Raw genomic sequence first — 26,987 nt, 5'->3', positions numbered from 1 at the left:
TGTGTGGTTGATATAGTATGACCATCTTAAAGTATATTCTGGTAACTGAATAGCTGTATTTTCCACATTGATCGCAAGTTATGCGATCGCGAGCTTTGAGCCAAATAAGATTTCGGAAATTTTTTGGATTTACAATTATGAGTTCAGAACAAGCTACAAACCAGCCTCTTTGGATACAGGACAGAGATACTGTGATTGCGAATGATGCTAATGTTGAGTGGCGATATCAAACACGTCCTGATTACTCCCATACCAATCAATTTCTGCAAAAACAGAGCCAATACAATCACCTTGAAGGTTCTTTAGAAGCGATCGTCCAAAACCTTGTGAGAACCTTTGAGATGGAAGCATCTTTTAAAAGCAATCCCCAGCAGTGGATCTCGATTGTGACGGACAAGTTTCGGATGATGACAAATGCTGGACCAGCTTACACTGCTGAGGATATAGTAGATGCAGGAACATACAATTTATTTCTCGGTGATACAGCACAATATAAATCCTCAGAAGAAGACTTTGAATCATCAGCACAAATCTTCCATCAAGCATTTCCCAACGGATTTTTATGGGAGCTAGTTGAAGTTTTATCAGGACCGCCAAACGTGACATTCAAGTGGCGTCATTGGGGAACCTTTAGCGGCCCATACAAAGAACAAGCACCTACAGGCGAGACTGTAGAAATAGTTGGCATCAGTATTGCACGCGTCAACGATGACTTGAAAATTTTATCCTTAGAACATTTTTTTGATACCAGTTCCTTTTTGAATAAACTGGCAACAGGTTGTCCTTTCCACTGAAGAACTGCACACTTGCTAGAAAAATAATTTAGCTGCAATAGTCAATAGTAAAAGCGCTTGAGATTAAGTTTTGAGCGCTTTCTCTATGTCGGTACTATGTTACTCAATCTAAAATGGAATAATGACTAATGACCCATTTACACCAGTTCTAGGACAACAGCAAGCTATAGAATTACTCACTCAGGCTGTCAGACAAAAGCGAGTTGCTCCAGCCTATTTATTTGTAGGTCCAGATGGTGTGGGACGGAGTTTAGCAGCACGGTGTTTTGTAGAGTTGCTATTTTCTAGTGATGTGGAGGCAAGAATAATTGCGTCTTTACAAAGCCGCTTACGTCAAGGCAACCATCCAGATGTATTGTGGCTAGAGCCAACTTACCAATACCAAGGGCAACTACTAACAGCAGCAGAAGCAGCCGAGAAAGGAGTGAAGCGCAAAGCACCCCCAGTAATCAGGCTAGAGCAAATTCGGCAAATTACCGAATTTCTTGGACGACCGCCTTTGGAAGCACAGAAAAATGTGGTAGTGCTAGAACAAGCAGAAACAATGGCAGAAGCAGCAGCCAATGCTTTGCTGAAGACTTTGGAAGAACCAGGACAGGCGACATTAATTTTAATTGCACCTTCACCTGATTTGGTGTTGCCAACTTTAGTATCACGCTGTCAACGCATTCCTTTTTATCGCTTAGATACAGCATCTTTAGCTCAAGTATTAACTCAAACTGGGCATCAGGAGATTTTACAAAATCAGGCATTGTTGAATATAGCAGCTGGTAGCCCAGGGAGTGCGATCGCATCTTACCAACAATTACAGGCCATCCCTCCTGAATTACTCCAAAATTTGACAAAAGCGCCTTCATCCTACCGCCACGCTTTGGAACTAGCTAAGAAAATTGATAAAGATTTAGATACAGAAGCACAACTGTGGTTAGTTGATTATCTCCAACAATCATATTGGCATCAGTGGTATAAAGTAGGGATTATCCAACAGCTAGAACAAGCTCGTAAATCTCTACTTTGTTACGCCCAACCACGCTTGGTTTGGGAATGCACCCTATTATCTTTGTATGAACAATGCAGTATGTAACATTAATATTCTGATCTAGAAAGCACCACTTTTCTTTAAAACAACCTTTAGAGTTTTGAGGATCAATTTTATATCGTAAGCAATAGACCACTTACGTTGATATCTAATATCCAGAGAAACAATATCTTCAAAATCTTTAATGCTAGAGCGACCATTAGCCTGCCATTCCCCAGTAATACCCGGTTTGACATTCAACCTTTGCCAATGGTGATTTGAGTAATGCATCACTTCATCAATAGTGGGAGGACGAGTACCTACTAGGCTCATGTCCCCTAACAGTACGTTCCAGAACTGAGGAAGTTCGTCTAAACTGGTGCAGCGAAGAAACCTGCCTACATGGGTAATGCGAGGGTCATTCTCGTTTTTGAAGATATGATTACCTTTGGCTTCGTTATTCACCAGATGCTTGAGTTGCTCAGCCCCAACCACCATAGAGCGGAATTTCCAAATCCGAAAAGAGCGTCCGTTCAGACCACAGCGAATTTGACTGTAGAAGATAGGGCCAGGGTTATCTAATTGAATAGCTATAGCAAGTGGAATCGTAATCAGCGCTATTATTCCTAGCCCTACAACAGCACCCAAGATGTCAATCATCCGCTTTGTTTTGCTAGTAACAGAAGGATGAACTGGAAGCTCAGCAAAATGAGCAGTGTAGGCATTATCTAGAAATGGTATGGGAATGGGGTGGGAAGTAGAGGGCTTAGACATGGTAATCACAGTTTCCGTGAGTCAGCTAATAAAGTCGGTAATTTCAGGAACTTGCTCAGATTTTATAGAATTGCCAAGTTGGTAGAGCAAGCAAATGGCTAAGACGGTAGTACTTGGTTAATATCGGTCAGGACAGCGTTGTAACTCTCAAAAATTTCAAATACTGAATCCATCTGAGTCAATTCAAAGATGATTCGGATAGGTGCTTGGAGATTGCAAATTACCAAACGGCAGCCTCTAGAACGTGCAGTGGAAAGACCAGTTACTAAAGTGGTTAACCCTGAACTATCCATAAAATCAACTTGAGCTAGATCAATTACCCAGAGATGGTTAGCTTGAGGCTCTAAAGTAGCCAGTTGCTCCCTCAATACCTTACTATGCTGCAAGTCTAAACGTCCCTGCGGTTGAAGCACAATCAATTGATATTCTTGTGTGAGAGCCATAAATCTTGTTATTGATTCCCCTGTTAAATCTCTATTGCAAGATTGAGAAAATGTTGGCGGGTCTTGGCTGTAAGTTTTGCGTTTTTATGTTGTTTGTTCGTCTTGACGTGGGGCAAAGGCGTAGGTCATAACCAAACTCAAAAAGACAACGTTGCCTATGATATAGCGTCTCCATAGTCGGTTAGGCTCCATTGCTAGCCGCCACAGCCACTCCATACCAGCAGCACGGATCAAATGTGGGGCACGAGGTACACGTTTCGCAACGAAATCGAATAGACCACCCACACCCATACAAGTGATACCAGGTAGTTGGTTAGCGTATTTATCAATCCAAATTTCTTGCGTTGGTACGCCCATTGCTACTAATAGCAGATGCGGTTTGGCGACCCGAATGTTTTCTAATACCTTCTGGGTTTGTGCTGGAGAAAAATATCCGTGCTGAGTTCCTGCAATTGTTAAGCCAGGACATGCTTTAGCCAGGTTAGCTGCTGCTTCTTCGGCTACGCCTGGCTTAGCACCAAGCAGATAGACTGATAGGCCTTTTACTGCTCCATCCTTACATAGAGCTGGAACTAGGTCAGTGCCATTGAGGTTGTGCAGCAACGGTGTACCTAGCAAGGCACTACCCCAGCGAACTCCACTTCCGTCCGCTAACACCAAATCACCCTGCTCTAATGCCTCCGCCAGTGCTGGGTTATTGGCGGCAGTTACCATAGTGTGCGCGTTGGCATAATACACGCAACCGCCTTCCCGCTTCAGTAACCGCGCCAGTAACACATCGATTGTCTCAGGCAAGGACATACGATCAAAATGGGTGTTGAGAAAACTAACTCGGTCTGCCATATGAAGCTCCTCATTTCAAATCAAGAAATACTGCAATGCAAAGCATAGGCAGTTCATATACTGCCTCTTACTTAGGTAATATCAAGCTCGTTCAATTGTTTGGATGAAAGCGATACCTTGCAACAGGTTCAAATCATTATCTATCGGGGCTTTCAGCATAGTTGCAGTACATGCTTATGCGTAACCGTAATCAAAGACTTGGTCTGGTCTGAGACTTGATTTGTAAGTCTTCTTATAGTTTCTACTTAAGTAGCGATCGCAAATACTACCTGATGACTATTTCTGATGGCTACTTAAAGTCTGACGTATACAGCATCCTCTTATGAGAATAAAATTGTCCACCTAGCTATCCACTTGGCTGTATCGTACCAAGACACTAAGCATCATACTAATTCTATTGAAGCAACAACGCCCAACGCCAAAATTGCCAAGCCAAATTTTGGTTCAAAGTCTTAGCTATAATCAGGGTTACACGACTAGATGATTATTCTAGAAATGCAGCATCTAGGCTATTACTCTGGTTTATTCATTTAGACTTAATCAAGAAGAAAAGACTCTACTCATCTTATTTCTCTCGATCGCTATGTCTCTTGCGTCATCCCTATATGTGCAACATCCTCTTATTAAACCTATAGTTGCTATGGAAAGGCCTCGAATTATGGTCATTGGTAGTGATGTCACTACTGTACAAAGCGTTAGCAGCTACTGTTTGAAAAAGAATTTAGAGGTTTTTCCCTACTATGGTCTTCCCACAGTTGAAGAGATGACTCTGTTCGCCCCCCATGTTTTGGTATTATGTCTACCCATACCTGATGACTTCCAGTCCCAGCTACTTCAACCTTGTATTTTTTGGTCAGAACAACCTATTGAGAGGAAATTATCATTAGTTTCTACCCCTACAGAACTGTATATTTATCTAGAGAAAGTCCTAGCAGCTTAAATTAACCCTTCACGGACAGCTAGAGCTGCCGCTTGGACCCGATCGTCAACGCTGAGTTTGTTGAGTAGCATACGCACATAGGACTTAATGGTTCCAAGAGAGAGGTAGAGCTGATTGGCAATCTCTTGGTTTGAATGTCCTTTGGCAATAAGTTTGAGGATTTCTAGCTCACGAGGACTAAGAAGTGGTTGTTGGAGTGGCTCAGGTTCAGGAACCGCTGGGGTTACGAGGGTCGGTTTAAACATCCGGGAGACCTTTTGAGCTATTTGAGGATCTAGATAAGCACCACCTTGGAGGATCAATTGAATAACAGCGATAAGTTGTTCCCATTCAATAGTTTTAAGGCAGTAACCATCAGCACCAGCAGCTAGCATCCCCATTACTTGGGTATCACTGTCAAATGCACTCACAGCAAGAATACGAATGGTAGGGCGATCGCTTTTTATCCGCTGCGTAGCTGTGATCCCATCCATAACTGGCATATCAATATCCATCAAAATAACATCAGGCTGGAGTTGAGCCGCCAATTCGATAGCCTGTGCACCATTATATGCCTCTCCAACTACACTAAAGCCAGATTGTAGAGTAAATTGGCCTCTCATCCCTCGACGGATCAAAGCATGGTCATCTACCAGCAAAATCTTCACAGTGTTCTGTTCTACACTCTCGGACATCTGTACTTCTCCTCAATTTGCTTTCATCCTGAAATCTAGCCTCATCTGTGTGAACTGGCAGAGTAAACCAGAAGGTACTACCTTCTCCTAGGGAACTCTCAACGCCAATGCTACCTCCATGAGCCTCGACGATTTGACGGCACAAATAAAGACCAAGCCCAGATTTCCCACGGCGAGTTCGTCCCTGAATAAAGCGGTGGAAGAGTCGTTCTTTCTCCTCTGGCGCAATTCCTAAACCCTGATCGCGCACACAAACTTGTACTTGCTCCTCCTTGAGGGTTGCTACCTCTAGAACAATTTCCTTGTTAGCATCACTCACTCGCACCGCATTTTCTAGCAGATTTTGTAAAACTCGTCGAATCTCTAACTCATCACCATAAATGGTCGGTAGTGATTGAGAAATTCTATAGATAAAAGCTAACTCAGGCTTTGAAGTGGCTTTAATCTGAGCAATTACTTTCACAAAAATCTGTTCCCAATTAAGAGGCTCATAGTTGAGTTGAATCCCACAACCAGCTTCATAACGGGAAACATCTACTAAGGCTTCCACAAGCTTGAGAAGATCAGTATTAGCCTGGTGGTACTCTTCAAACACTTCCCTCCAGGTATCGTTTACGGGACCAAAAGCTCCTCTGAGCATGGCATCCAACGTATTGCGGGTGGCAAGCAGAGGTGAACGTAGGTCGTGAGAGAGGGCGCAGATCAGATCTTCAAGATGCTGGTTGCGCTCTTTAATACTTATTTGACGCTGATTAATCTCACTTGTCATTGCATCCAGAACTTCTGCTAATTCGCCGACTTCGTCGGGATAGGAATAGCCAGTTTGCACCTCCATCTCTCCTTTCCGCCACAGTTTGCTCACTTGTGTCAATTTGTGCAAAGGAACCTTGGCGCGGCGATGCAAAACCTGGATGTTAAAACTTGCTAATAGCAAGATTGCTACTGAGCTAAAGAAATTTATAAAAATGTTTATCTGGTATAGATTGGATAAAAAATTCTTGCGATCGCTCAAAAGTTTTTCTTCGTACACAATCAAGTTATCAATCTGAGTGCGCAAAGCATCGAATAAAGCTATTTCCTCCCCGCTATGGCTCCTGGGAGAATTAGCAACCTTTTCTTGGCTCAACTCACTTTGCCACTGGTTATAGAGATATTTGATTCTATCAAGTTGCTTGAGTTGGCTAGGGTCATCTTTGAGTAGCTGGTATAGGTGGTTTAAGCTGTTGTTGAAAACGAATTGCTCTTGCTGGTAACCCTCTAGTGTGCTTCTTTCCTTATCTATTACAGCGTTGAGTAGATGCTGTCCTTCTCTTTCTACTACTAAAGTATGAGTAACCCTTTCACATGCTTTGTGATTAAGATATCCTAGCCAAAGGTTTAAACCATGTTGACCAAATATCAGTAAAACCAACATGAACAAGCTAGTATAAACAGGTCTAAATAAATGACTTTTGCGAGTCAATGGACTTATTGAACGTAGTAAATTAGTCGCCAACACTATTTAGCCAATCCGTAAGTTTATTACAGGCAATACCTAAGACTTAACTGACATATTTGCTATACCCTAAAGCTTCTGCCAGTCATAGATTTTGGTAGTACTTATTAAAGTGTAGCTATGCCATATATTACATACTCTCCTCTACGTTTGTAGACACCTAGTAGAAACTTCATCGTCTCATACAAGATTAAGTAAAAATAGTTTTAATCATAATCATTACATTAACTATATCTATTAATAAGCATTTGTATCAAATAACACTTAAAAATTAACAGTACTTATTTTATTTTTTATCTATCTTAAGAATTATGCCTTTTGTTAATTTCATAAATTTTATAATACAATTTCCGAGTTTATTTTACGGCTTTACATACGTAAATGTACCATAAAATTTAACAATTTTCTTTTCATAGATAAAATGCTAAAAAATATGCATTTTATTTATGAAAATATGTATTGACAGAAACTGGCAGATATGGTGTAGTATTTCAGGAATATAACCTGATTTTTGACGCTTATTAAGCAGGCACTAATCATTCAAAAGATGATTGAGAAAATACTGAAAAATCCCTTGTAGGTAGTAGATTCATTATTTATTGAATACTTGAATGCTTAAAGTAATTGCACTCAGCCCAGCTATCAGCAGTTTATTTCCAAGACTAAGTTAATTATCTGCTTTCAAAGTACTAAACTTCATCATCATAATGTATTTCATTACGAGCAATTAATCGAAGAAAGTACTCATACTATCGAATAATTTTATCGATATTATTTTTAGTAGGCAATATAGTAAAGTTGATATGTTGAGCAATATATTGTTTTTATTTATTCAAGGTGCATATTTTATTACTTTTGTCAATTAATAAAAATAACTATTATAAAAAATTGATTACTTGGTTGCTATAGCAATCCGATTTGATTACTAAAATTATTTACGTAGGGAGGGAACAGGGAACAGGGAACAGGGAAGAAGGAATAAAACTGTACTGAGTTTTTTTCAAAAATCAAATATGAGTCCTATATAGTTGATGAGGTTAGGGTATTCCATAGTAAATTCCCCTACCGTTAGTACCAATAAAGACTAGACCGAATTGCTGTCTGCTAGCCTCCATGACATTTGGGCGATCGCCAATAGGCTTGTGCGGTTCGCCAATGCTTGACCAGGTTTTTCCATCATCCAGAGAACGAAAGATGCCGTCACCAAGACCAGTGACTTTACCATACAGATACAGTGCTGGAATTATACTTCCGTTTTGCGGCTTGCCAAACGCAAATAAATAAGCTCTCTCCACTCCAACAATCTTTGTAAACTTTGCACCGCCATCTGTTGAACGATAAAGTCCATGCCAGTTGAGGCTGACCCAGACTTTACCACTGCTCCCCGGAACCGTTTTGAGCATGGACCAGTCTTCGCTGGGAAGCGATGAGTTTACAACGCTGAAGGATGCTCCTCCGTTGGTGCTGCGATAAACTTTGCCTCTACTGTAGTAGTAAAAGATATTACTGCTGACTTTATCTGCTGCCAAGGGTTGACCCCAATACCACGGTCCCTTGGGCCCATTAGGCAATCCTGATACTTTACTCCAAGAAACTCCGCCGTTAGTTGTGCGTATAGGCTGTTTCTCACTGGCGATCGCCACAAATAGATTTGGATTACTTGCCGATATAGCTACGCGCAAGGGTATTATGTTCCGCGGAAATGAGGAAAAGCTTTTCCAAGTAAGTCCGCCATCTGTAGAAGTTGCTCCTGTGTAAGTATGATTCCAACGGTTACCACCAACACGAACCATTCGTAAAGGATTGCTTTCGCTGTAGGCAAGGCTGTATGTGTCCTGAAATCTGGGGCTGCTAGTGCCACCAAACTGTGCAGTCGGGTAGACATCTAGGCTATTGTTGTGATTAAACCCGTCTACATCAGCTACGCCACTCAACAATAGAGATCCTCTTGGAGGTGAGGCTAACGCAAAGCTAACTACTTCCTCATGTCCTTTTTCATAGTTCAACCAAACAGATCTTTGTGCATTAATTTTATCTGTTTGCCATGTTCCAAACCAGTCTGTTAACCAGACTTTGCCAGGAATTTTGGGATCGAATTCAATAGCCGAAGCTGCGGAGCCAAAATACCACTCAGGCCACCAAGGCACTTGAGGCTTCAACGAATGCCTTTTCTGTTCCCATGTAGCTCCACCGTTCGCCGATTGAAATACTCTACAATAATCTCTTGTTTTTTGGTACTGGTCGTAAGCAATTAAAACGCGATCGGGATTATTTGGATCTACAGCAACGGCATTGAATCCAGTTTTCGCATGAGTTGGGGTGATTCGGCTCCAGACTGAGTTCGCATATTTGCTGACGCCCCATGCGTGCGTCACATACAGGACTGAGTTACTAGCGAGAGCCATTCGATTAACTCGTGATGGACTTCCGACTATTTTGCGCCAGGTAACACCCATGTCAGTGGATTTATATATCCCATCTCCGTAGGCATTGGCATAGACAAGACCAGGCACTTTTTTGTTAAACAAGATGCCTGCAATACCAATATCTACTTTAGGCTTTCCTGGGAAAGAGGTAACTTTGTCCCATGTTTTCCCTGCATCCGCAGACTTCCATAACCCATTCAACCGCGAACCGAAGAAGATGACATTGGAATTTAACGGATTAATAACTAGTCTTTCTCCCAGCCATCGCTTATTCTCGTTACCCCCCATTGGCAAGTCTATATTCAGCTTGCTCCAGGTTTTACCTCGATCGGTGGACTTAAAGATTGTCCCCAATTCAGACCAACTGGCAGTGTATTTACCAGCAGCAATATAGACAATATTGGGGTTGCTTGGGTCAAGTGCTAGGGCTTCTCCCCCGTAGTAGTTGCTCTGTTCTAGCCCAAAGTGATCAGTTAGTGGAATCCATTTTTTATCTATTGAATTCCAACGATAAAAGCCACCGATATCAGTTCTGATGTAAACGAGATCCTGCTGTAGCGGATGCAGATAAACGCCTGTGACATAGCCACCTCCCCCGATAGCTACATTACTCCAGCGATACGTCGATGTAGTGCTGCAAGTAGGCTTAAGGGGTGCAAGTGCTATGATAGTAGCCAGTGCAATCGTACTAATGCAGCTTGCTTTGACTAACACAGCGCAGAAATTGCGATCGCTCATACCGATTGCCTATAGTTTTTAGTATAAAAGGTAATTTTAGATAAAAAATATTCGCAAAGCTGATGCGATCTCAACTTGTAATCAATGACTATATCTCGTGTCGATTCTGAAGCCTAGACTGTGGGGTAACAGGTAAGGTAAACCAGAAAGTGTTACCCTCACCAAAAGTACTTTCAACGTTGATCGTGCCTCCGTGAGCCTCTACAATGAGGCGGCATAAGTAGAGATTGAGTTCAGATAAATCACTGCGACCTCGTTGTTGACTAAAGCGTTGAAAAAGCCTTTCTTTGTATTGGAGAGCAATCCCTGGCCCATAGTCGTGCACTGATACCTTGACTTCGGTATCTCCCCGCGCTACCACCGCCAAGCTAACTGACTGATCTGGCTTGGTGACTCGTAAAGCATTCTCAAGTAGGTTCTGCACTACCCGTTGAATTTCTAACTCAATACCGTAGACAGTTGGTAGTGAAGGAGAAATTTGATGTTTAATTATTTGCTTTTGCTGCCAATTGGCGTTGCTGCGGATAATGGCTTCGGCAAAGATATTTTTCCAGTTAAGGATCTCGTAGTTCAGATTCTTCAAAACTGGAGTGTGATGGCGAGAAATATCTAATAGCACCTCGACAAGCTTTAAGACATCTTCGTTAGCCTGACGACAATCCTCAAGTCCTTCTCTGCAACTATCACTCACGGTGCCAAAAGCCCCACCTAGCATAGCGCGCAGAGTACCACGAGTTGCTAGCAAGGGAGTACGCATATCGTGGGAAAGCGCAGAAATTAAATCTTCAGTCCGTTGGCGTTCTGTGGTGGTTATAAGTTCCAGCTTCTCTAAATTACGTCTAAGCTCAAATTGGGACATAACCTGACGACTTAAGATCCGCAATGAATTTTGTTGTTCTAGACTGAGATCTCGTGGGATACGATCAATTACACAAAGTGTTCCCAGCACATATCCGTCGGATGTAACCAACGGAGCACCAGCATAAAACCGAATATAAGGCTCGGAAGTTACCAGTGGATTGTTAGCGAACCGCTGGTCAAGTAATGTATCCGGAACAATTAAAATTTCATTAGGCTGCAAAATAGCATGGGCACAAAACGCTATATCCCGTGGTGTTGACTCAACATCTAATCCGACTTTCGATTTGAACCACTGACGGCAGTTATCAATCAAGCTAATTAAAGCTATAGGAGTGCCACAAATTTGTGCTGCTAAAAGGGTGAGGTCATCGAAAGCAACTTCGCAGGCAGTATCTAGAATCCGATATTGCCGAAGAACCTCCAGCCTCGCTATTTCATTTTCAGCCAATATAGATCTCATTTAGCTAGCTTACTCTTAATAGCGTGCAGGCACACATTGTTAAGTCCCCACTTTAAATTAGAACGGTGAAAATGTCAGCTGTAAATTCTAATTCATACATAAATTGTAGCCTTTAGATAGGGTAAATCCATTTATCTATTCGCATTACTAATTAACTTTGGCAGCATCTGCTAATCAAATCTATAGTGCCATTGCTCTTCAACTGTTAATTTTGGATACGAGCATAGTCATCTTGAAAGCGGATGATATCATCTTCTCCTAAATATTCGCCATTTTGAACTTCAATCAAGACTAAGGAAATTACGCCAGAATTCTCCAAACGATGAGTTGTACACTGAGGTACATAAGTAGACTGATTATTGCTCAGCAACAGTTCTTGATCGCCACAAGTTACCTTAGCTGTACCAGAGACAACTATCCAATGTTCGCTGCGGTGGTGGTGCATTTGCAGGCTGAGACGCTGTCCAGGCTTAACTTCTATGCGCTTGATTTTATATCCACGTCCTTCCTCTAAAACCGTAAAAGAACCCCAAGGGCGTAACTCAGTTCCGCTAATACCTGTCGAAGTGACAGATGGAAGTATGGACAGGGCGTTAATTTGTGTTGTTTCTTGATATTTAGCCATAGTTACCTCATTTGTAGACATAACAAAAGTTTGCTTATCGTCCAACTCCTACATAATGGAACCCAGCTAGCTGCAAGTCTTTCGGGTCTAGGAAGTTACGACCGTCGATGATGACGGGATTGTTCATCAAAGTCGCCATCTTACGGTAGTCTAAATTCTGGAATTGCTGCCAGTCTGTCACAAGTACCAACGCATCGCAGCCGTCTGCTAAACGTTCTGGATCGGTTTCTACTAGCACGCCTGATAAACCATCACGCAAACCACTTTGCGAAACAATTGGATCGTATGCTTTAACTTTGGTTCCTAGTCTGTTGAGGCTGTCGATGAGCTTGAGTGCTGGAGCATCGCGCATGTCGTCTGTGTCTGGTTTGAAGGTAAGACCTAATAGTCCTACAGTTTTACCTTTAAGGATTTTGAGTACCTGCTGGAGTTTTTCCAGGGCAATTAGGCGCTGACGCTCATTAACACTGACAGCAGCTTTGAGCAACTGAGCCTCGTAGCCATAGTCATCAGCAGTGTGAACCAGAGCAGAGACATCCTTAGGGAAGCAAGAACCACCCCAGCCAATACCAGCTTGTAAGAACTTGTTACCAATGCGGGAGTCTAAACCAATTCCTTTGGCAACTTGGGTGACATCAGCACCAACGCGATCGCAAATATTAGCAACTTCATTAATAAAGCTAATCTTAGTTGCTAAAAACGCATTAGCAGCATACTTGATCATCTCCGCTGAACTAATGTCAGTCACAACTACAGGTACAGGTGGTAAAGATGAATCGGCGGCAAACTGGCGCTCTACGATTGGGGCATACAATTCTGCCATCATCGCGATCGCTTTGGGATTATTGCTACCCAGTACAATGCGATCTGGGTTAAATGTGTCATATACTGCCGAGCCTTCGCGCAAGAACTCGGGATTGCTGACTACATCAAACTTTGGCAGCTTATCTAAAAAGGTCTCGCTACTACTCGTACCATCAGCTGTAACTAGAACTTTTTGACGTTCTGCAATTCCGTCCATGACAATCATGCGTACCCAGTCACCTGAGCCAATCGGCACAGTGGATTTATTCACAATTACCTTATAACCGCCGTTGAGGTGCGTACCAATTCCACGAGCAACAGCTTCTACGTAGCGTGTATCACTTTCACCTGTAGGTAAAGGTGGTGTTCCTACAGCAATGAATAAAATTTCTCCGTGGGCAACTCCTGCACCAAGATCAGTGGTAAATTCAATGTTGCCAGACTCAATAGCAGATTGGATAATTTCTGAGAGTCCTGGCTCAAAAATTGGCGATCGCCCAGCCTTCATTAACTTGACTTTTTCTTCGTTGTTATCCACACAGATTACTTGATGCCCGATATGGGCTAAGCAAGCACCTGTTACCAAACCTACGTACCCAGTACCAATTACACATACACGCATATTCTTTTCCTCTCATTTTTTACTTTGCTAGTTCAATGACCCCTAACGAGTGCTCATCCTTGCTGCGAGTCCGAAAATCTTTGATGGTTAGTTTTAAACCTTCTTTTACAGGAACGGTAGGCTCCCAGTTGAGATGAGTTTTCGCTTTTGTAATATCTGGGCGACGACGACGCGGATCGTCTTGAGGTAATGGCTTAAACTGAATTTCGGCGTTGGGATTAACTAATTGTTGAACAGTAGAAGCCAATTCTAAAATCGTGTATTCTTCCGGATTTCCCAAATTTACAGGACCAATGAAGTTGCCATTCATCAGCCGCATTAGCCCTGCTACTAAATCTGAAACATAGCAGAAACTGCGGGTTTGCGAACCGTCACCATACACAGTCAAAGGAATATTACGTAGAGCTTGAGTAACAAAGTTGCTCACCACTCGACCATCATTTTCCAACATTCTTGGACCATAGGTATTGAAGATTCGCGCAACCCGAATGTCCACATCGTTTTGTCGATGATAGTCAAATGCTAGAGTTTCAGCGATCCGCTTGCCTTCGTCGTAACATGAGCGAATTCCAATTGGATTGACGTTACCCCGATACTCTTCCGACTGCGGATGAACCTCTGGATCGCCGTAGACTTCTGATGTTGAGGCTAAAAGGAAACGCGCTTTTACGCGCTTAGCCAGCCCTAACATATTTAACGTTCCCATCACATTGGTTTTAACCGTTTTGACTGGGTTGTACTGGTAGTGAACTGGAGAAGCAGGGCAAGCTAGATGATAAATTTGATCGACTTCTAAACGAATTGGTTCAGTAATATCATGGCGGAGCAGTTCAAAATATGGATGCTCTAACCACTTAAGGATGTTACGCTTGTGACCAGTGTAGAAGTTATCCAAGCAAATAACTTCGTGTCCCTGCGCCATTAGTCTGTCGATGAGATGAGAACCAATAAATCCAGCACCGCCTGTGACTAAAATTCTCATAGTTTGCTAATTAATTACAGCCATTAGAAGGTCTTGTGGTTTAGCTTTACCTAGATAGTATGGTCAGTTTCAATGCTCTTCATAGTAATGCGATATCGCCCGCCCATATCTGCTCAGAGGGAACCTCAAGGCAAGATGCCCGAGGCACTTATCTTAGGGCAGAGAGCGCGCGGCGATCGCTAACTAGACTGACCTTGTAAAATACGGCGTTTTTGGTTAGCTCCTGTTGTCTTTAAAGCAACAGCCTCAATTGAATTGTAAACAGACTGGGGTAGTAGCCAAAGGAAATAGGCAGCAGCCAAGCTGATCAGGGTACGGCGCGGTTCCTCACGCAGAATACGCCAGTTAGTTGCCAAGGCTTTATTCACTAGTTTTACAGCCATTGCACCATCTTGCAGAGTTACAGCCCTGCGAGCTAAATACCGGAACTGATAAGCTCTAGCCAGTGTTTCCCATTGATTAACTATTTCTGGGGCGTATAAACGTGCTCTAGAGATTGCCAATTCCCAAGAATCTAACTGCTTGAGCAAGTTTGCTGATAGTCCCCCTGAATTTACCCGATATAAGGTCAAAGCTTCAGGAATACCCTCTATTTGCAGATTGCTTTTAACAGACATCCGAAACCAACATTCAACATCTGTTGAGTCACCATTGGTATGGCGCGATCGCTCATCGAAGTAAAAATCCTCAACAGTACCGTAAAGATTGTCTTGGAATTTAATTGCTTCAAAAACTTCTCTACGAATCACTGCTGCCGAACCATTGCTAATTGGATTTCGGCAAAGGACAACGGATGGGGTAATTCCTTTAAGTTGAGGCATTTGATAAATACCTAAGGGTTGTCCATTGTCATCGATAAAAGCAGAGCGACTAAAACTTACTCCTACCTTAGGTGAATTCTCTAAATGCTGAACATGTTTTTCTAATTTTTCTGGCAACCATAGGTCATCAGCATCTAAAAGAGTCAGATATTCACCTGTAGCATGGCGAATACCAGTATTCCTAGCCCCAGGTAATCCCCGATTCTTTTGACGGATAATTTTAATTCTAGGGTCTGTAAATTGGTGACAAATTTCTATACTCCGGTCAGGAGAGCCATCATCAATAATCAGAATTTCAATATTTTTGTAAGTTTGGTCAAGAGCCGATTGTAGTGTAGAAGCTATATACTTTTCTGCTTTGTATACTGGGATGATTACAGAAACTTTTTTCATTTTGACATACACCTTTTTCTATATTAGTAACGATATGTAAGCTGCATAAAATACATTTGCTTATATACTTGGTTCTGACTGACTTTCAGGAATGTATTGTCTTTGGAGAAATCCTGTAATTTTTGCTACAATAGTCTCAATATTAGCGTAGCCAGATTGGGGTAGCAGCCAAAGCAAATAAGCCGCTGCCAAAGTCATAAGCGTAGGACGAGGCTCTTCCAAGAGGATGCGCCAGTGAGTAGCCAAAGTCCGATTAATTAATTGCATAGCTATATTTCCCTGAGCTTGCAGACGTACTGCTCTGCGAGCTAAATGACGAAGTTGATAGGCTCTAGATTGGTTTGCGCATTGGGCAATCAGTTCGGGTGCATAGGTGCGTACTCGCTCAATTACCTTTTCCCAAGCCTCTATTTTCTTAAACCAGTTAGTTGAAATTGTTCCACTAGTAACTCGATAAAGCGTTAAAGCTTCAGGAATGCCCTCAATTTGCCAAGGGGTTTGAAGCGCAATCCGCAGCAAAAGTTCCATATCCTGTGACATCCGGAACCGTTCTTCAAAATAAAAATCTTCTAGATAACCACGAAGATTATCTTGGAACCGAATGCCTTCAAACACCTCTCGCCGGAATACACCTGCTGAGCCATTTCCTACTGGATCGTGGCAAAGTAAATAAGGTGGGGTGATGCCAGTGAGTTTAGGCATATGGTAAGTTCCTAAAGGTTGCCCTGCTTCATCAATAAAAGCTGAACGGCTAAAGCTAACTCCCACCTCTGGTGATTTTTCTAAATGAGCAATATGTTTTTCTAATTTTCCTGGTAGCCACAAATCATCGGCATCTATCAAAGCTAAAAATTCTCCTTGGGCCTGGCGAATACCAGTATTTCTAGCGCCAGCTAATCCACGATTTTCCTGCCGAATAATTCTAATTCTAGAGTCTGTAAATTGCTGACAAATTTCTATACTCCGATCGGGAGAGCCATCATCAATAATTAAAATTTCAATATTTTTGTAAGTTTGGTCAAGAGCGGATTGCAATGTAGCAGCTATATATTTCTCGGCTTTGTACACCGGAATAATGATAGAAACTTTGTTCATTTGTGATTATTCCTACTAATTTGAGTGAATTAACATCTAAGAGATTTGATTAGGCTCTGTATATGCAAACTTCTTAACGAGCCAGCTGCTCTTGCAGAATGCGGCGTTTTTGGCTAGCTCCTGTGCTCTTTAAAGCAACTGTCTCAATAGAACTGTAAAGAGACTGAGGTAGGAGCCAAAGAAAATAGGCTGCAACCAAGGTCAAAATTGTAGGGCGTGGAATTTCCAGCAGAATACGCCAGTTGCTTACTAAAGCTTGATTGATGAGTTTCACAGCCATTGCACCAGCTTGCAGACGAACTGCATTGCGAGCTAAATACTGCAACTGGTAGGCTCTGGCTAGTTTTTCCGATTGAGTAACTATTCCTGGAGCGTAGGAGCGTGTTTTTTCAATTACTTTTTCCCAAGAATCTAACTGCTGAAGCAAGTTTGCAGAAAGCCCATCTGAATTAACTCGGTATAGAGTCAGGGCTTCGGGAATACCTTCTATTTGCCAATCCGTCTTAATGGAAATGCGAATCCAACATTCCAAATCTTCTGTTCGGCGAAAGTGTTCGTCAAAATAAAAATCCTCGATAGTACCGTGCAGATTATCTTGGAATTTAATTGCTTCAAAAACTTCTGTGCGAATCACCGCCGCCGAGCCATTACCAACGGGATTACGGCATAGTAAATAAGGTGTGGTAATTTCTTTAAGCTTAGGCATCTGATACGTACCTAAGGATTTTCCAGTTTCGTCAATAAAAGCAGAGCGGCTAAAGCTAACACCGACAGCTGGTGAGTTTTCTAAGTGACTAATGTGCTGTTCTAGCTTTTCTGGTAACCAAAGGTCATCTGCGTCTAAAAAAGCTAAATATTCCCCTTGGGCATGGCGAATACCGGTATTTCTAGCTCCAGCCAGTCCTCGATTTGCCTGATGAATGATTTTAATTCTAGAATCTGTAAATTGCTGACAAATCTCTATACTCCTATCAGGAGAAGCATCATCAATAATCAGAAGCTCAAAATTTTTATAAGTTTGATCAAGAACGGATTGTACCGTAGCTGCTATGTACTTCTCGACTCCATAAACTGGAATAATTACAGAAACTTTTTTCATCTTTCAGACTGACTTTGTTTCAGTCACCTTCTCAGGTTGTACTGTTAGTACAGTAATCTCTGAGATAGCAATAGAAATACTATCTGCTGGCTACGATCGCACATGAAGCTGATATCATCCAAGGAAATACGAAAATTATCCACCTGGTTAACCGCTTAGTCGTAGTGTGCAAACCTTCCAAACAATCACTACACCTATGCAGCGTGCTGCCGATACCAGTCAATCGTGTTCCGCAATCCCTGTTTGAAGTCCACCTGAGCGACAAAACCAAAAGCTTTTTTTGCCCGTTCTGTATCTAAGCAACGACGCGGTTGACCGTTAGGTTTGTCAGTTTCATAGACAATTTCGCCGTCAAACTCCATCAGTTCACAAATTAAGGTAATCAAGTTCCGGATCGAGATTTCATACCCCGTTCCCAAGTTAACGGGTTCAGACTCTTGATAGAATTGAGTACCCATAACAATTCCCTGCGCCGCATCTTCTGAGTAGAGAAACTCACGGGTGGGACTGCCGTCACCCCAAACTCTCAGTTTCTTTTCTCCCTTAATTTGAGCCTCGTGTACTTTGCGAATTAAAGCAGGTATGACGTGGGAACTACTGGAGTCAAAGTTATCCTCCGGCCCGTATAAATTCACTGGCAATAAGTAAATGCCATTAAAGCCATATTGCTGCCGATAAGCTTGGAGTTGAACTAATAGAGCTTTTTTGGCAATTCCATAGGGAGCATTGGTTTCCTCTGGATAGCCATTCCAGAGATCGTCTTCTTTAAATGGCACTGGGGTGAACTTGGGATAAGCGCAAATAGTGCCAACACAAACAAATTTTTCCACTCCGGCTTGATAGGCAGCGTGAATCAATTGAGTGCCCATCATCAAGTTGTCGTAGAACAGCTCGGCTGGCTTGACTTGATTAAGTCCAATACCGCCGACGTGGGCTGCCAGGTGAATGACAATGTCTTGTTGATCGACTGCTCGCTGGCAGTTTGTTAAGATACGCAAATCACATTCACGCGATCGCGGCATTGTAATTTTTGCTAAATCTGTCCCAGCCTTACAGAGTTTGTTTATCACCTGACGGCCCAGAAATCCAGCTCCACCAGTGACGAGAATTCTTTTGTTTTTCAGATCAGTAGTAGTCATGTTTTCAACTAATAACTGTTTGCTGTTCGCTGATTAGAAGTGCAAACTGCCCAATTCTTGCCGAATAGTAGCAATATCCTGAATTACTTGTGAACCATTACCATTCGATGAAGTGCAACCCAGTGCTTGTAAATCTGCTTCTACCATCAAGGCGACCAATTGCTCAAACGTAACTGAAGGTTCCCAGCCCAACTTCTGCCGTGCCTTGCTGGGGTCGCCAATTAACAATTCCACTTCTGCTGGTCTGAGATAGCGCTCATCAAACTCTACATAGTCCTGCCAATTGAGATTGACATAATTAAAAGCTAGTTCCAGAAACTTGCTTACTGAATGAGTTTCACCAGTGGCAATGACATAATCATCAGGTTGGGCTTGCTGTAGCATTAACCACATTGCTCTTACATAGTCTTTGGCATATCCCCAGTCTCGTTTAGCATCTAGATTGCCCATGTAAAGATTTTTCTGTTTTCCAGCAACTATGCGAGCGACTGCTCGTGTAATTTTGCGCGTTACAAATGTTTCGCCTCTACGTGGACTTTCGTGGTTAAAAAGTATGCCATTACATGCAAATAAACCGTAAGATTCTCGATAATTTACTGTCTGCCAATGAGCATAAACTTTGGCACAAGCGTATGGACTGCGGGGATAAAACGGTGTTGTTTCCTTTTGGGGTACTTCCTGCACCAGACCGAACATCTCAGAAGAACCAGCTTGGTAAAATCGGACTTCAATTCCTGTGCGCTGCTGGTAGTCTCGAATGGCTTCTAGTAGACGGAGGGTTCCCATACCTACAGAGTCTACAGTGTATTCTGGCGAGTCAAAACTTACTCGCACATGGGACTGAGATCCCAGATTATAAATTTCTGTCGGCTGGACTTCTTCTAAAATCCGGCGCAAAGTAGTGCCATCAGTTAAATCTCCGTAGTGAAGAAACAAGCGCGCTCCTTCGTTATGAGGATCTTCATAAATATGGTCAATCCGATCTGTATTGAATGTGGAAGTGCGTCGGATAATGCCATGTACCTCATAACCTTGCCCCAGCAAAAACTCACTTAAGTAGGAGCCATCTTGTCCTGTAATTCCAGTGATTAACGCTCGCTTCTGTTGTGTCATGCTTAATGCTCCTAAGTTTAAATGTGAAAAAGATGTTTGATTAATGCGTAGGAGTTAAAGCTACTGTTTTAGTAGAGCAGGCAATAAAAATTATTTATATTTTTTATTGCCTGAAACATTTCCTGCTAAAAACAGTCCAATATTCTCAATACTCTTGTCTTCATCTTGTTCCAATTGAATTATGGTTGAAGGGCGATTTTGATTTTTGAATAGGCTATGCAAGACCCAAGCAAAGCCCCCTGTTGTCTTGATTACGATATCAGCACTAATGACCGCATGGATACTTGGAAATGTATTTTGTTCTGATTCACCAATCATAGTAAAAATATTTGAATATTTAGCAAAAATATCAAATTCTTTATTTGCTATTTTTTCAATTTCATCTAATTTATTTTTTTCGTTTTGACTCAGTTCTATCTCCCCCTTAGACATAGCATGTCTAATATTTTGAAATGTCCTCTCATAGCCATCTGAAATTACTATCACAGAGAAATTTTCCTTGCCATATTTATCAAATATTCTTTGAATAAGATTATAAGCACTATAGGTATCATTAGAACTTGAGTAGTTAGTACTTTCCCATTCATTCAAGTCACTTGTATTCTCAAATACTTTAACTCTTGTGCTAAAAACTCCAAGGATTTTTTTATTTATATTGAGCCGGACCCTATCACCTTTCCTCAAATGCACTACAATCTTAACTTTTTGAGCATCAAAAGGTATATTGATAGGTCTATTTTCTCTTGCTTTGCGGTAACCTTCGGATAGTTTTAACTTAAGGGGTTTAAGCTGGATTGCCTCTGGATCTGCACTTTTGAGTAATTCATCTAGCTGATAAGCACGTAATGATTTATATAATTCAGGTGTAAATGCTAAACGATAAATAACTTTTTTTGAGGATGGAGTTATCTCGTCGATAAATTTTTTAAGACGTTTTTTTAGCTGAGCAATATCTGAAATTTCAGATTCTTGATAAATTTTATCAATGGGTATTTCAATAACTTTATAGTCAATAAAATTTTTGTCATTTATATTAGGTCCTATCGTATCAAGACCCATGAAATTACTAATTTTATAAGAATATCTATCAATCTTAAGAAACTTGGCTATAACATTTTCAAGTTTTTTGGTAATCTTTCCAAATAAACTTAACCTGTGCCGTTTATCATGGGAAATTAGTGTGTGTACATAAGTGTAATCGAATAATTGACCAATTCTATATAGCAGAGATAGCTGCCACAGCATATCTGCCAATCCAGATTTGACCAGTTTGGTAGTAAAAAAAATTTCTTGTTTATTCTGATTCTCTAAGCTGTTGTTTGCTTGGAAGATGGTATCGTTAGATTGAATATTCATAATAAATCCTTAATGCTTGCTCTATGCTTGACAATTCTAAAGTTAACGCAAATCTATCTGCTATCTCTACAATTCTGAGAAAGTATTCTTAGATAGAAAAGTTTTCTCTATTGCCAGAGTTTTTGAGACGAGTAGCACGAATTTTACTAATTCCTTGGAGAAAATTATTAGCAACTTTTGGTGAAAGTACTCGCTTTAAGAGAACCTTAAACAATAATTTCTGAGTTTGCCTATCTAGTAAAGTCTTCGGATAGACTCGGATTGCCATCATCAACTTTTGACCAGCTTGCCTAACTCCATCAATTCCAGAAATACGCGTTAAGCATAAATGGGCTGAATACTGATATGTATTAGCCAAGCTTTGGTTTTTCAGGGCTTGTAATTCGGGTGGAGCCGATTCAAACGCTCGTTCAAGCACAATCGATTTGCATTCTTCCATAAACTCAATTTTAGATGACATTGAGCTTGAAGACTGACGATAGAAAATTTGTGGTTTTGGAACAACAACAAAATGCCAGCGAGCTGCTAACCTTAACCAATAATCCCAATCAGCAGAGCCTCCTGCTGGTGGATAAAACTCTCCCACAGAATCAACTGCTTGCTTACGAATCAGGGGATTTGAGCCACTGGCAAGGAAATTTTTGACTAATAGATTACCGTAAACATTTCCTGAAAAAAATATAGGTTTATCTGGATGAAACGATTTTCCTTGTTCATCCATGAATAGCGTCCAGCTATAAACAACACCTGCTTCTGGATGCTGTTGTAAAGCTGCAAGTTGCAGTTCTAACTTATCAGGTGTCCATAAATCGTCGGCATCAAGGAATGCAATAAATTCTCCAGTGGCATGAGCAATTCCACGATTACGAGCTACTGGTAAACCACCGTTATTATAGGAAAAAATCTTGAGACGGGAATCTGCGATCGTATCAAGTATTTCTAAAGTTCGATCAGTTGAACCATCATTAATTACTATTATTTCAAAATCTGAAAATGTTTGTTGTTGAACAGAGTTGATGGTCTCTAAGATAGTCTGTTCAGCGTTATAGGCAGGGATGATGATGGATATAGTTGGCACAGGAATTCACCTTAATGTATTAGAAACAGTTATATTTGTTGTTAGTTTTTTGCTCAAGTTAATCTCGCCTAAACTCAAGGCTACTTAAATTTTCTACTGATTAAAAGTAGAATTATTCAAATTGGTGAAGGCAATTTTTTACCGAAAACATATCTAATAGTCCAAATAGTAAACAGAGGCAGGGCTAGCCCATGAGTAATCAGTACTGCTGCGGCTACCCAAAATATTCCCCATTTCACAGCAACCAGTAAGGAAATTGCAAATATTACAGTGAAAATCAAATCCCAGTAAAGGTTGATATGGGTTTTATCCTTAGCTTGGAGTAGTAGAGAAGCAGCGATAGCAAAGGGACGTGGTAGCGCTGAAAGACATATCAATACTAATATTGGAATTGCCGTCAACCACTTTTGCCCAAAAACAATTGGCACATAAAAGGGTGCTAAACTCGACTGTAGAAGAACTAGTGGAACTATAACCAAAGCAATCGTTTTGAAACCACTAAAAAATCGAGTTTTAAGCTGCTTTAGGTCTCCACGAGCTGAACAAAGATGAGGGTACATCGCCCAAATAAATGAATTCATAACATTGAGGCTTATCCCTAGCCCAGCATTAAAGGCAAAATAGTAAAGTCCTAGGGCATCAATTCCAAGAAAACGCCCGACTAATAAGTAATCTAAGTTACTTCTTAGCTTATTGAGTAGTTCACTTCCAAGAACGTTTTTAGCAAAATTAGCGATTTCCTGCCATCGATAAAGAGTAAAGGGCTTATTAACCCTCCAAGGATGGTTCATACGATTGATGACAATCCACACTGGAGATGTCAAGACAATCGGTAATACTATAGCCCACATTCCCAGACCTAATAATGCCAAACCTATGGTAAGAAGATTGCTAAGTAGGGATTGGGTAGCAGTACATAGTGCTAATACATTTAATCGATTCTCTCGCTGAATCAATGCACATTGAATCATATAAGTTGGCAACATTAAGTAGACGGTGGCAACTATACAAATAGGCAAAATGACTTGCGTATTTCCATAAAACCAAGCAATAGGAAAGGCAGCGATACACTGAATAATAAAAAGTGTTCCGCATAAAATCCAATTAAGCCAGTACGATGTATTAGATAGAACTTCTACATCCCGTTCATCAGCTTGAATAAGTTTAGCTCCAATCCCAGCTTTCAGGCTAAAAACATCTGCAAAATCTCTTGTGGTGAGAACAACTGCTGCTAGACCATAATCGTAAGGACTTAGTAGACGAGCTAACGTTACTGTTGTTGCCAAGCGGAAAATACGATTCGCTAACTCCGCCCCCCCTAGCGAACCTAGATTACGAATAAATTGATTGGATAATTTATGCTTAAGCTTATTAATTATCATTAGGTCGTCCTTAAAAGATAACACATCTGTTTACTGTAAAATCGACCTCTATATATAAGTATTTTCAAGATTACTAACTTGACGATTACTGGTATTTTGAACTTCTCCTTTGAGTGCAATTGCCATGATGATTAAACCAGGCCAGTATAAATGAGCCAAAGTCTGTTGACTATCATTAAATGTAAAGAGAAATAGAATCAGAAAAAAAGACAATGCTACTCTGGCAGTTGCGCTTTTGTATGCCTTGATAGCCAAACTTATAAATGTTAATACCATTGGCACTAAAAAAGCAGTAAAGCCAACTAGCCCATTTATAAACAACAGACCCAACCAGGTATGGTGAGAGCCAATGGGCATTCCTGCCACTATCTGGGGTCCTGGTACCTCCGGAGCACCGTGACCCCATATGGGAGTCTCTTTCCACCGTTCTGAGGCTATTTCGGCTAAGGCATGATGCACTCGTGAAGAGTCTGGTCTAGCACTATAAAACTTGTCCTTACCTTCTCTCGCAGCACCGAGAATTACTGTGCTAAAAATACCGAACAAAAAGCTAGCTACCCCTATTACAATTTGCGTTGTAGGCTTAGTAATTTTTGATAGAAACAAAACTATTAAGAACACTATCGGAATAGCTATCAAAGACAACCGAGAAACCGAGACAACAGTCATAGCCAGGGAGCCTACTACACCAATCCCGCGCCACTTTTTGCTAGGCTCTGCAAGGGCAAGGAAGAAGTAGACATTCCCAATCAGACCAAGGGCAGGTCCCCAAGGGGCGAATAGAAATAGACGTGTCTCATTAGTCCCATATTCAATGGCGTAAAGATTTACGCTATAAAAAACCTCTCCGTTCTGTAATAGCCTTTCTATAGGGGAAAAATAGAGGTGTGCAGGTAAATGTAATATCAAAGCTGAATAAAAAAACGGAATTAAAATCAAACTTTGAAGGCACAATATACAGACAGATCGATAAATTAACTGCGGTCGAATCTTGAGACAACCGGCTAAGAGAAATAGTGCTATCAATGCCCAATCTGTAGACCAGCTTATTATTCCTCTAATAGTTTGATTGGTGTCCAGATCGTTGTTAATGCTACCTACAAACCTAGCAATTGCTATAACGATGATACAGACAAGCCATAGCCAATGTATCCAAGGAACGTTGATTCTTTTTTCAAGAGGAGTATGCTTTGTTTGGTTCCAAAGTCGCTTACATAGGAAAAAAAATAGTATCCAGCCTAATGTAAAATTTACAACAAAAAAGAGACCAGCAAAATAAAATCCATAGGTGCCGATTATACAATACCAAATCAGACGTTCTTCAAAGTTTTGAGGTTTCATTATCCCAATATCTTTTTCTATGTATTCACAGTTTTATCAGATATAGAATTTTTACGTTCGCGCCACCAAAGTAACACTAGCCCAAGGGATACAAAAAGAGAACCTGAAGCTGCGCCTAGTAATACCAATTTCTTATTTGGTGAACTCGGATTCTTGGGTAAGGTGGGCTGTGAAACAAGCTGAATAAGTGGATAAGAGCCAAATGTATTCGACTTGCTAATATCCAGTCTGGTCAAAGTGGAGGAAAAGACTGCTTCAGCAATTTGCGTATCTCGCTTCAGGGAATCCAAGGTGGTCTGTTGCTGTGTTAAAATCTTGAGTCTACTCTCAAGTTGGGCAATCTGTTGGTCCAGTGCTTGAGCTTGGGTTGTGAGTCCCTTTTGGTCTGCTTGAACTTTAACTAGTTCTTGGAAAAGAGTGTCTCGAGGAGCAGTGTTACTAAAGTTGTTGCTACTAAGGTTTAACTGCTTTAGAGTTGCCAAACTGACTGGTCGTCCTAAAAGAGACTGACCTCGGTCTAGCAAAGCCTGTTGAGCAGCGTCTCGCTTGGCTTTCTCTGTTACTAGTGTAGGATGGTTAGGCAAAAATTTGGATTCTAAAACAACTACAGCAGCGCTAGCATCACTATAGTTTTTTAAGTTCTGTTGAAATATCTGGTCGCTTTGAAGGGTAAAAGCATCTGTAGCTTGTCCAGCAGATAGTTTTAAATTGGCCGATAATTGTGCCAGACGAGTACTAGCCTGTTGTTGTTGAGCGAGTATTTCGGCTCTTTGTCTACGTAGCTGTTCAATGTTGGTTGTCAGGTCAGTAATTTGATTGTCAGAACTCAAACCTGAACTTGCTTTGTAATTTGAAAGACGCTTCTGAACGATTGCCAATTTTTTTTGTGAAGAAGTCAGGGCGCTTTGGTAACCTATATCTCTTTGACTCGCTTCTTGATTTCTAAGCTCATTGAGTCTTGCTTGCAATGCTTGATAAAAAGCTATAGATTTAATTCGAGCTTTCTCGGGACTGGCGGCTTGGAACTCCACGCTCATGAGCGAAGTATTAACTATTAGCTTGAGCCGAGGGTTGCCAAACTCTTCTAAAGACATATTAAGCTGAGATGCTGCTGCCTTCAATACAGGTTCGCTTTCAGCAATAAATTTATAAATTTCTCTTGGATCTTGAGTAGAAAGAGCAGCGTATGGAGACACATTTTCATAATTAGCTTGACCAATGTTTGGTAAATTAACATTGGCATTTGTCCATGCTCCTGGCAGATTAATAGCTGAAGAACTGGTATAGGTTGGTGGTGTAACTTTTAAATAAAGAAAAGCTGAAGCCCAAAAGACTAAATTGGTTGCTAAACCCAGAAAAAAGTAACGTTGCCAACGTCCTCGTGTTGCTGATAATTTTCCTGATTTGCCAGAGTATTCAGCAGAGATTTCTATCCAATTAGTCATTAAAAATCCTTTAACTCGGGAACTGGCGGAAATTACAAAGCTTAAGTAACTCGTGGCTTGAGCGACCTAAGACTTTATTTGCAATCCTTAGTACAGTTTCCTACAGAGACAGAATACGAAACACTACCTAATGGTTAAAACCACGTCTAATACAGACTACATCCCAGGTGGAAGATAAAATTATCCACTCAGATATCCGCTTGGATGTAGCGTGCAGGTGCGTACC

Annotated in this window: 23 protein-coding genes; 3 read left to right on the top strand and 20 right to left on the bottom strand. The window is 41.2% G+C overall.

Annotation, left to right across the window (positions count from 1 at the left end; genetic code table 11):
* Nucleotides 1-137: 137 nt before the first annotated feature.
* A complete protein-coding gene (locus BV372_RS16700) occupies nt 138-794 on the top strand; it encodes an ester cyclase (RefSeq protein WP_086687658.1) in 657 nt (218 codons plus the stop codon).
* Between the two features lie 121 nt (nt 795-915).
* Nucleotides 916-1,878, top strand: a complete 963-nt coding sequence (gene holB, locus BV372_RS16695) for a DNA polymerase III subunit delta' (protein ID WP_086687619.1) — start codon at nt 916-918, stop codon at nt 1,876-1,878.
* Nucleotides 1,879-1,893: 15 nt separating this feature from the next.
* On the opposite strand, the gene BV372_RS16690 is transcribed toward holB, so the two are convergent.
* From BV372_RS16690 to BV372_RS16680, 3 genes are all read right to left on the bottom strand, one after another.
* Nucleotides 1,894-2,586 carry a sugar transferase gene (locus tag BV372_RS16690; RefSeq protein ID WP_086687618.1) on the bottom strand — a complete coding sequence of 231 codons (693 nt, stop codon included), beginning with the start codon at nt 2,584-2,586 and terminating at the stop codon, nt 1,894-1,896.
* 98 nt (nt 2,587-2,684) lie between these two features.
* The gene (locus BV372_RS16685; protein ID WP_086687617.1) at nt 2,685-3,029 is read right to left on the bottom strand and encodes an STAS domain-containing protein; all 345 of its coding nucleotides are present in this window, start codon (nt 3,027-3,029) and stop codon (nt 2,685-2,687) included.
* A gap of 84 nt (nt 3,030-3,113) precedes the next feature.
* Nucleotides 3,114-3,872, bottom strand: coding sequence for a WecB/TagA/CpsF family glycosyltransferase (locus BV372_RS16680; protein ID WP_256973275.1), 759 nt, complete (start codon nt 3,870-3,872; stop codon nt 3,114-3,116).
* Between the two features lie 640 nt (nt 3,873-4,512).
* Here BV372_RS16680 and BV372_RS16675 point away from each other — a divergent pair.
* Nucleotides 4,513-4,812 carry a hypothetical protein gene (locus tag BV372_RS16675; RefSeq protein WP_256973273.1) on the top strand — a complete coding sequence of 100 codons (300 nt, stop codon included), beginning with the start codon at nt 4,513-4,515 and terminating at the stop codon, nt 4,810-4,812.
* Here the strand turns inward: BV372_RS16675 and BV372_RS16670 are convergent.
* From BV372_RS16670 to BV372_RS16590, 17 genes are all read right to left on the bottom strand, one after another.
* The gene (locus tag BV372_RS16670) at nt 4,809-5,486 is read right to left on the bottom strand and encodes a response regulator transcription factor (protein WP_086687615.1); all 678 of its coding nucleotides are present in this window, start codon (nt 5,484-5,486) and stop codon (nt 4,809-4,811) included. The genes BV372_RS16675 and BV372_RS16670 overlap by 4 nt on opposite strands.
* On the bottom strand, nt 5,437-6,900 hold the full coding sequence (locus BV372_RS16665) for an ATP-binding protein (protein ID WP_256973272.1): 1,464 nt from the start codon (nt 6,898-6,900) through the stop codon (nt 5,437-5,439). The genes BV372_RS16670 and BV372_RS16665 overlap by 50 nt, the downstream gene beginning before the upstream one ends.
* A gap of 1,118 nt (nt 6,901-8,018) precedes the next feature.
* Nucleotides 8,019-10,145 (bottom strand): hypothetical protein, encoded by a 2,127-nt coding sequence (locus BV372_RS16660; protein WP_086687613.1) that lies wholly within the window; start codon nt 10,143-10,145, stop codon nt 8,019-8,021.
* A gap of 88 nt (nt 10,146-10,233) precedes the next feature.
* Entirely contained in the window at nt 10,234-11,466 is a 1,233-nt protein-coding gene (locus BV372_RS38210; RefSeq protein WP_143845159.1) for a GAF domain-containing sensor histidine kinase, read from the bottom strand.
* Between the two features lie 205 nt (nt 11,467-11,671).
* Nucleotides 11,672-12,091: a cupin domain-containing protein gene (locus BV372_RS16650; protein WP_086687612.1), complete on the bottom strand. Its 420-nt coding sequence runs from the start codon at nt 12,089-12,091 to the stop codon at nt 11,672-11,674.
* A gap of 34 nt (nt 12,092-12,125) precedes the next feature.
* Nucleotides 12,126-13,517: a UDP-glucose/GDP-mannose dehydrogenase family protein gene (locus tag BV372_RS16645; RefSeq protein ID WP_086687611.1), complete on the bottom strand. Its 1,392-nt coding sequence runs from the start codon at nt 13,515-13,517 to the stop codon at nt 12,126-12,128.
* Nucleotides 13,518-13,536: 19 nt separating this feature from the next.
* The gene (locus BV372_RS16640; RefSeq protein WP_086687610.1) at nt 13,537-14,499 is read right to left on the bottom strand and encodes a UDP-glucuronic acid decarboxylase family protein; all 963 of its coding nucleotides are present in this window, start codon (nt 14,497-14,499) and stop codon (nt 13,537-13,539) included.
* A gap of 179 nt (nt 14,500-14,678) precedes the next feature.
* On the bottom strand, nt 14,679-15,713 hold the full coding sequence (locus tag BV372_RS16635) for a glycosyltransferase family 2 protein (RefSeq protein ID WP_086687609.1): 1,035 nt from the start codon (nt 15,711-15,713) through the stop codon (nt 14,679-14,681).
* A gap of 60 nt (nt 15,714-15,773) precedes the next feature.
* Entirely contained in the window at nt 15,774-16,808 is a 1,035-nt protein-coding gene (locus BV372_RS16630; protein ID WP_086687608.1) for a glycosyltransferase family 2 protein, read from the bottom strand.
* 73 nt (nt 16,809-16,881) lie between these two features.
* Nucleotides 16,882-17,907 carry a glycosyltransferase family 2 protein gene (locus tag BV372_RS16625; RefSeq protein WP_086687607.1) on the bottom strand — a complete coding sequence of 342 codons (1,026 nt, stop codon included), beginning with the start codon at nt 17,905-17,907 and terminating at the stop codon, nt 16,882-16,884.
* 194 nt (nt 17,908-18,101) lie between these two features.
* Nucleotides 18,102-19,046 carry a GDP-L-fucose synthase gene (locus BV372_RS16620; protein WP_086687606.1) on the bottom strand — a complete coding sequence of 315 codons (945 nt, stop codon included), beginning with the start codon at nt 19,044-19,046 and terminating at the stop codon, nt 18,102-18,104.
* 33 nt (nt 19,047-19,079) lie between these two features.
* On the bottom strand, nt 19,080-20,159 hold the full coding sequence (gmd, locus tag BV372_RS16615) for a GDP-mannose 4,6-dehydratase (protein ID WP_086687605.1): 1,080 nt from the start codon (nt 20,157-20,159) through the stop codon (nt 19,080-19,082).
* 90 nt (nt 20,160-20,249) lie between these two features.
* A complete protein-coding gene (locus BV372_RS16610) occupies nt 20,250-21,515 on the bottom strand; it encodes a hypothetical protein (RefSeq protein WP_086687604.1) in 1,266 nt (421 codons plus the stop codon).
* An 88-nt stretch (nt 21,516-21,603) separates the two neighbouring features.
* Complete coding sequence (locus tag BV372_RS16605) at nt 21,604-22,593, bottom strand: glycosyltransferase family A protein (RefSeq protein ID WP_086687603.1); 990 nt, start codon at nt 22,591-22,593, stop codon at nt 21,604-21,606.
* 116 nt (nt 22,594-22,709) lie between these two features.
* Complete coding sequence (locus BV372_RS16600; protein ID WP_086687602.1) at nt 22,710-23,975, bottom strand: lipopolysaccharide biosynthesis protein; 1,266 nt, start codon at nt 23,973-23,975, stop codon at nt 22,710-22,712.
* Nucleotides 23,976-24,023: 48 nt separating this feature from the next.
* Nucleotides 24,024-25,316, bottom strand: coding sequence for an O-antigen ligase (locus BV372_RS38390; RefSeq protein WP_086687601.1), 1,293 nt, complete (start codon nt 25,314-25,316; stop codon nt 24,024-24,026).
* 17 nt (nt 25,317-25,333) lie between these two features.
* Nucleotides 25,334-26,761 carry a hypothetical protein gene (locus BV372_RS16590; protein WP_086687600.1) on the bottom strand — a complete coding sequence of 476 codons (1,428 nt, stop codon included), beginning with the start codon at nt 26,759-26,761 and terminating at the stop codon, nt 25,334-25,336.
* Nucleotides 26,762-26,987 lie beyond the last annotated feature (226 nt).

It is taken from the genome of Nostoc sp. T09 (genome assembly GCF_002154695.1).
In the GTDB taxonomy this organism is placed as follows: Bacteria; Cyanobacteriota; Cyanobacteriia; order Cyanobacteriales; family Nostocaceae; genus Aulosira.
The sequence above is the reverse complement of the archived record's forward strand: the minus strand, read 5'-3'. Positions and strand labels throughout refer to the sequence as shown.

Excerpts from the sequence above, each read along its gene's own strand:
- BV372_RS16700 (WP_086687658.1), top strand. The coding sequence starts at position 138 with ATGAGTTCAGAACAAGCTACAAACCAGCCTCTTTGGATACAGGACAGA.
- holB (WP_086687619.1), top strand. The coding sequence starts at position 916 with ATGACTAATGACCCATTTACACCAGTTCTAGGACAACAGCAAGCTATA.
- BV372_RS16690 (WP_086687618.1), bottom strand. The coding sequence starts at position 2,586 with ATGTCTAAGCCCTCTACTTCCCACCCCATTCCCATACCATTTCTAGAT.
- BV372_RS16685 (WP_086687617.1), bottom strand. The coding sequence starts at position 3,029 with ATGGCTCTCACACAAGAATATCAATTGATTGTGCTTCAACCGCAGGGA.
- BV372_RS16680 (WP_256973275.1), bottom strand. The coding sequence starts at position 3,872 with ATGGCAGACCGAGTTAGTTTTCTCAACACCCATTTTGATCGTATGTCC.
- BV372_RS16675 (WP_256973273.1), top strand. The coding sequence starts at position 4,513 with ATGGAAAGGCCTCGAATTATGGTCATTGGTAGTGATGTCACTACTGTA.
- BV372_RS16670 (WP_086687615.1), bottom strand. The coding sequence starts at position 5,486 with ATGTCCGAGAGTGTAGAACAGAACACTGTGAAGATTTTGCTGGTAGAT.
- BV372_RS16665 (WP_256973272.1), bottom strand. The coding sequence starts at position 6,900 with ATGTTGGTTTTACTGATATTTGGTCAACATGGTTTAAACCTTTGGCTA.
- BV372_RS16660 (WP_086687613.1), bottom strand. The coding sequence starts at position 10,145 with ATGAGCGATCGCAATTTCTGCGCTGTGTTAGTCAAAGCAAGCTGCATT.
- BV372_RS38210 (WP_143845159.1), bottom strand. The coding sequence starts at position 11,466 with ATGAGATCTATATTGGCTGAAAATGAAATAGCGAGGCTGGAGGTTCTT.
- BV372_RS16650 (WP_086687612.1), bottom strand. The coding sequence starts at position 12,091 with ATGGCTAAATATCAAGAAACAACACAAATTAACGCCCTGTCCATACTT.
- BV372_RS16645 (WP_086687611.1), bottom strand. The coding sequence starts at position 13,517 with ATGCGTGTATGTGTAATTGGTACTGGGTACGTAGGTTTGGTAACAGGT.
- BV372_RS16640 (WP_086687610.1), bottom strand. The coding sequence starts at position 14,499 with ATGAGAATTTTAGTCACAGGCGGTGCTGGATTTATTGGTTCTCATCTC.
- BV372_RS16635 (WP_086687609.1), bottom strand. The coding sequence starts at position 15,713 with ATGAAAAAAGTTTCTGTAATCATCCCAGTATACAAAGCAGAAAAGTAT.
- BV372_RS16630 (WP_086687608.1), bottom strand. The coding sequence starts at position 16,808 with ATGAACAAAGTTTCTATCATTATTCCGGTGTACAAAGCCGAGAAATAT.
- BV372_RS16625 (WP_086687607.1), bottom strand. The coding sequence starts at position 17,907 with ATGAAAAAAGTTTCTGTAATTATTCCAGTTTATGGAGTCGAGAAGTAC.
- BV372_RS16620 (WP_086687606.1), bottom strand. The coding sequence starts at position 19,046 with ATGACTACTACTGATCTGAAAAACAAAAGAATTCTCGTCACTGGTGGA.
- gmd (WP_086687605.1), bottom strand. The coding sequence starts at position 20,159 with ATGACACAACAGAAGCGAGCGTTAATCACTGGAATTACAGGACAAGAT.
- BV372_RS16610 (WP_086687604.1), bottom strand. The coding sequence starts at position 21,515 with ATGAATATTCAATCTAACGATACCATCTTCCAAGCAAACAACAGCTTA.
- BV372_RS16600 (WP_086687602.1), bottom strand. The coding sequence starts at position 23,975 with ATGATAATTAATAAGCTTAAGCATAAATTATCCAATCAATTTATTCGT.
- BV372_RS38390 (WP_086687601.1), bottom strand. The coding sequence starts at position 25,316 with ATGAAACCTCAAAACTTTGAAGAACGTCTGATTTGGTATTGTATAATC.
- BV372_RS16590 (WP_086687600.1), bottom strand. The coding sequence starts at position 26,761 with ATGACTAATTGGATAGAAATCTCTGCTGAATACTCTGGCAAATCAGGA.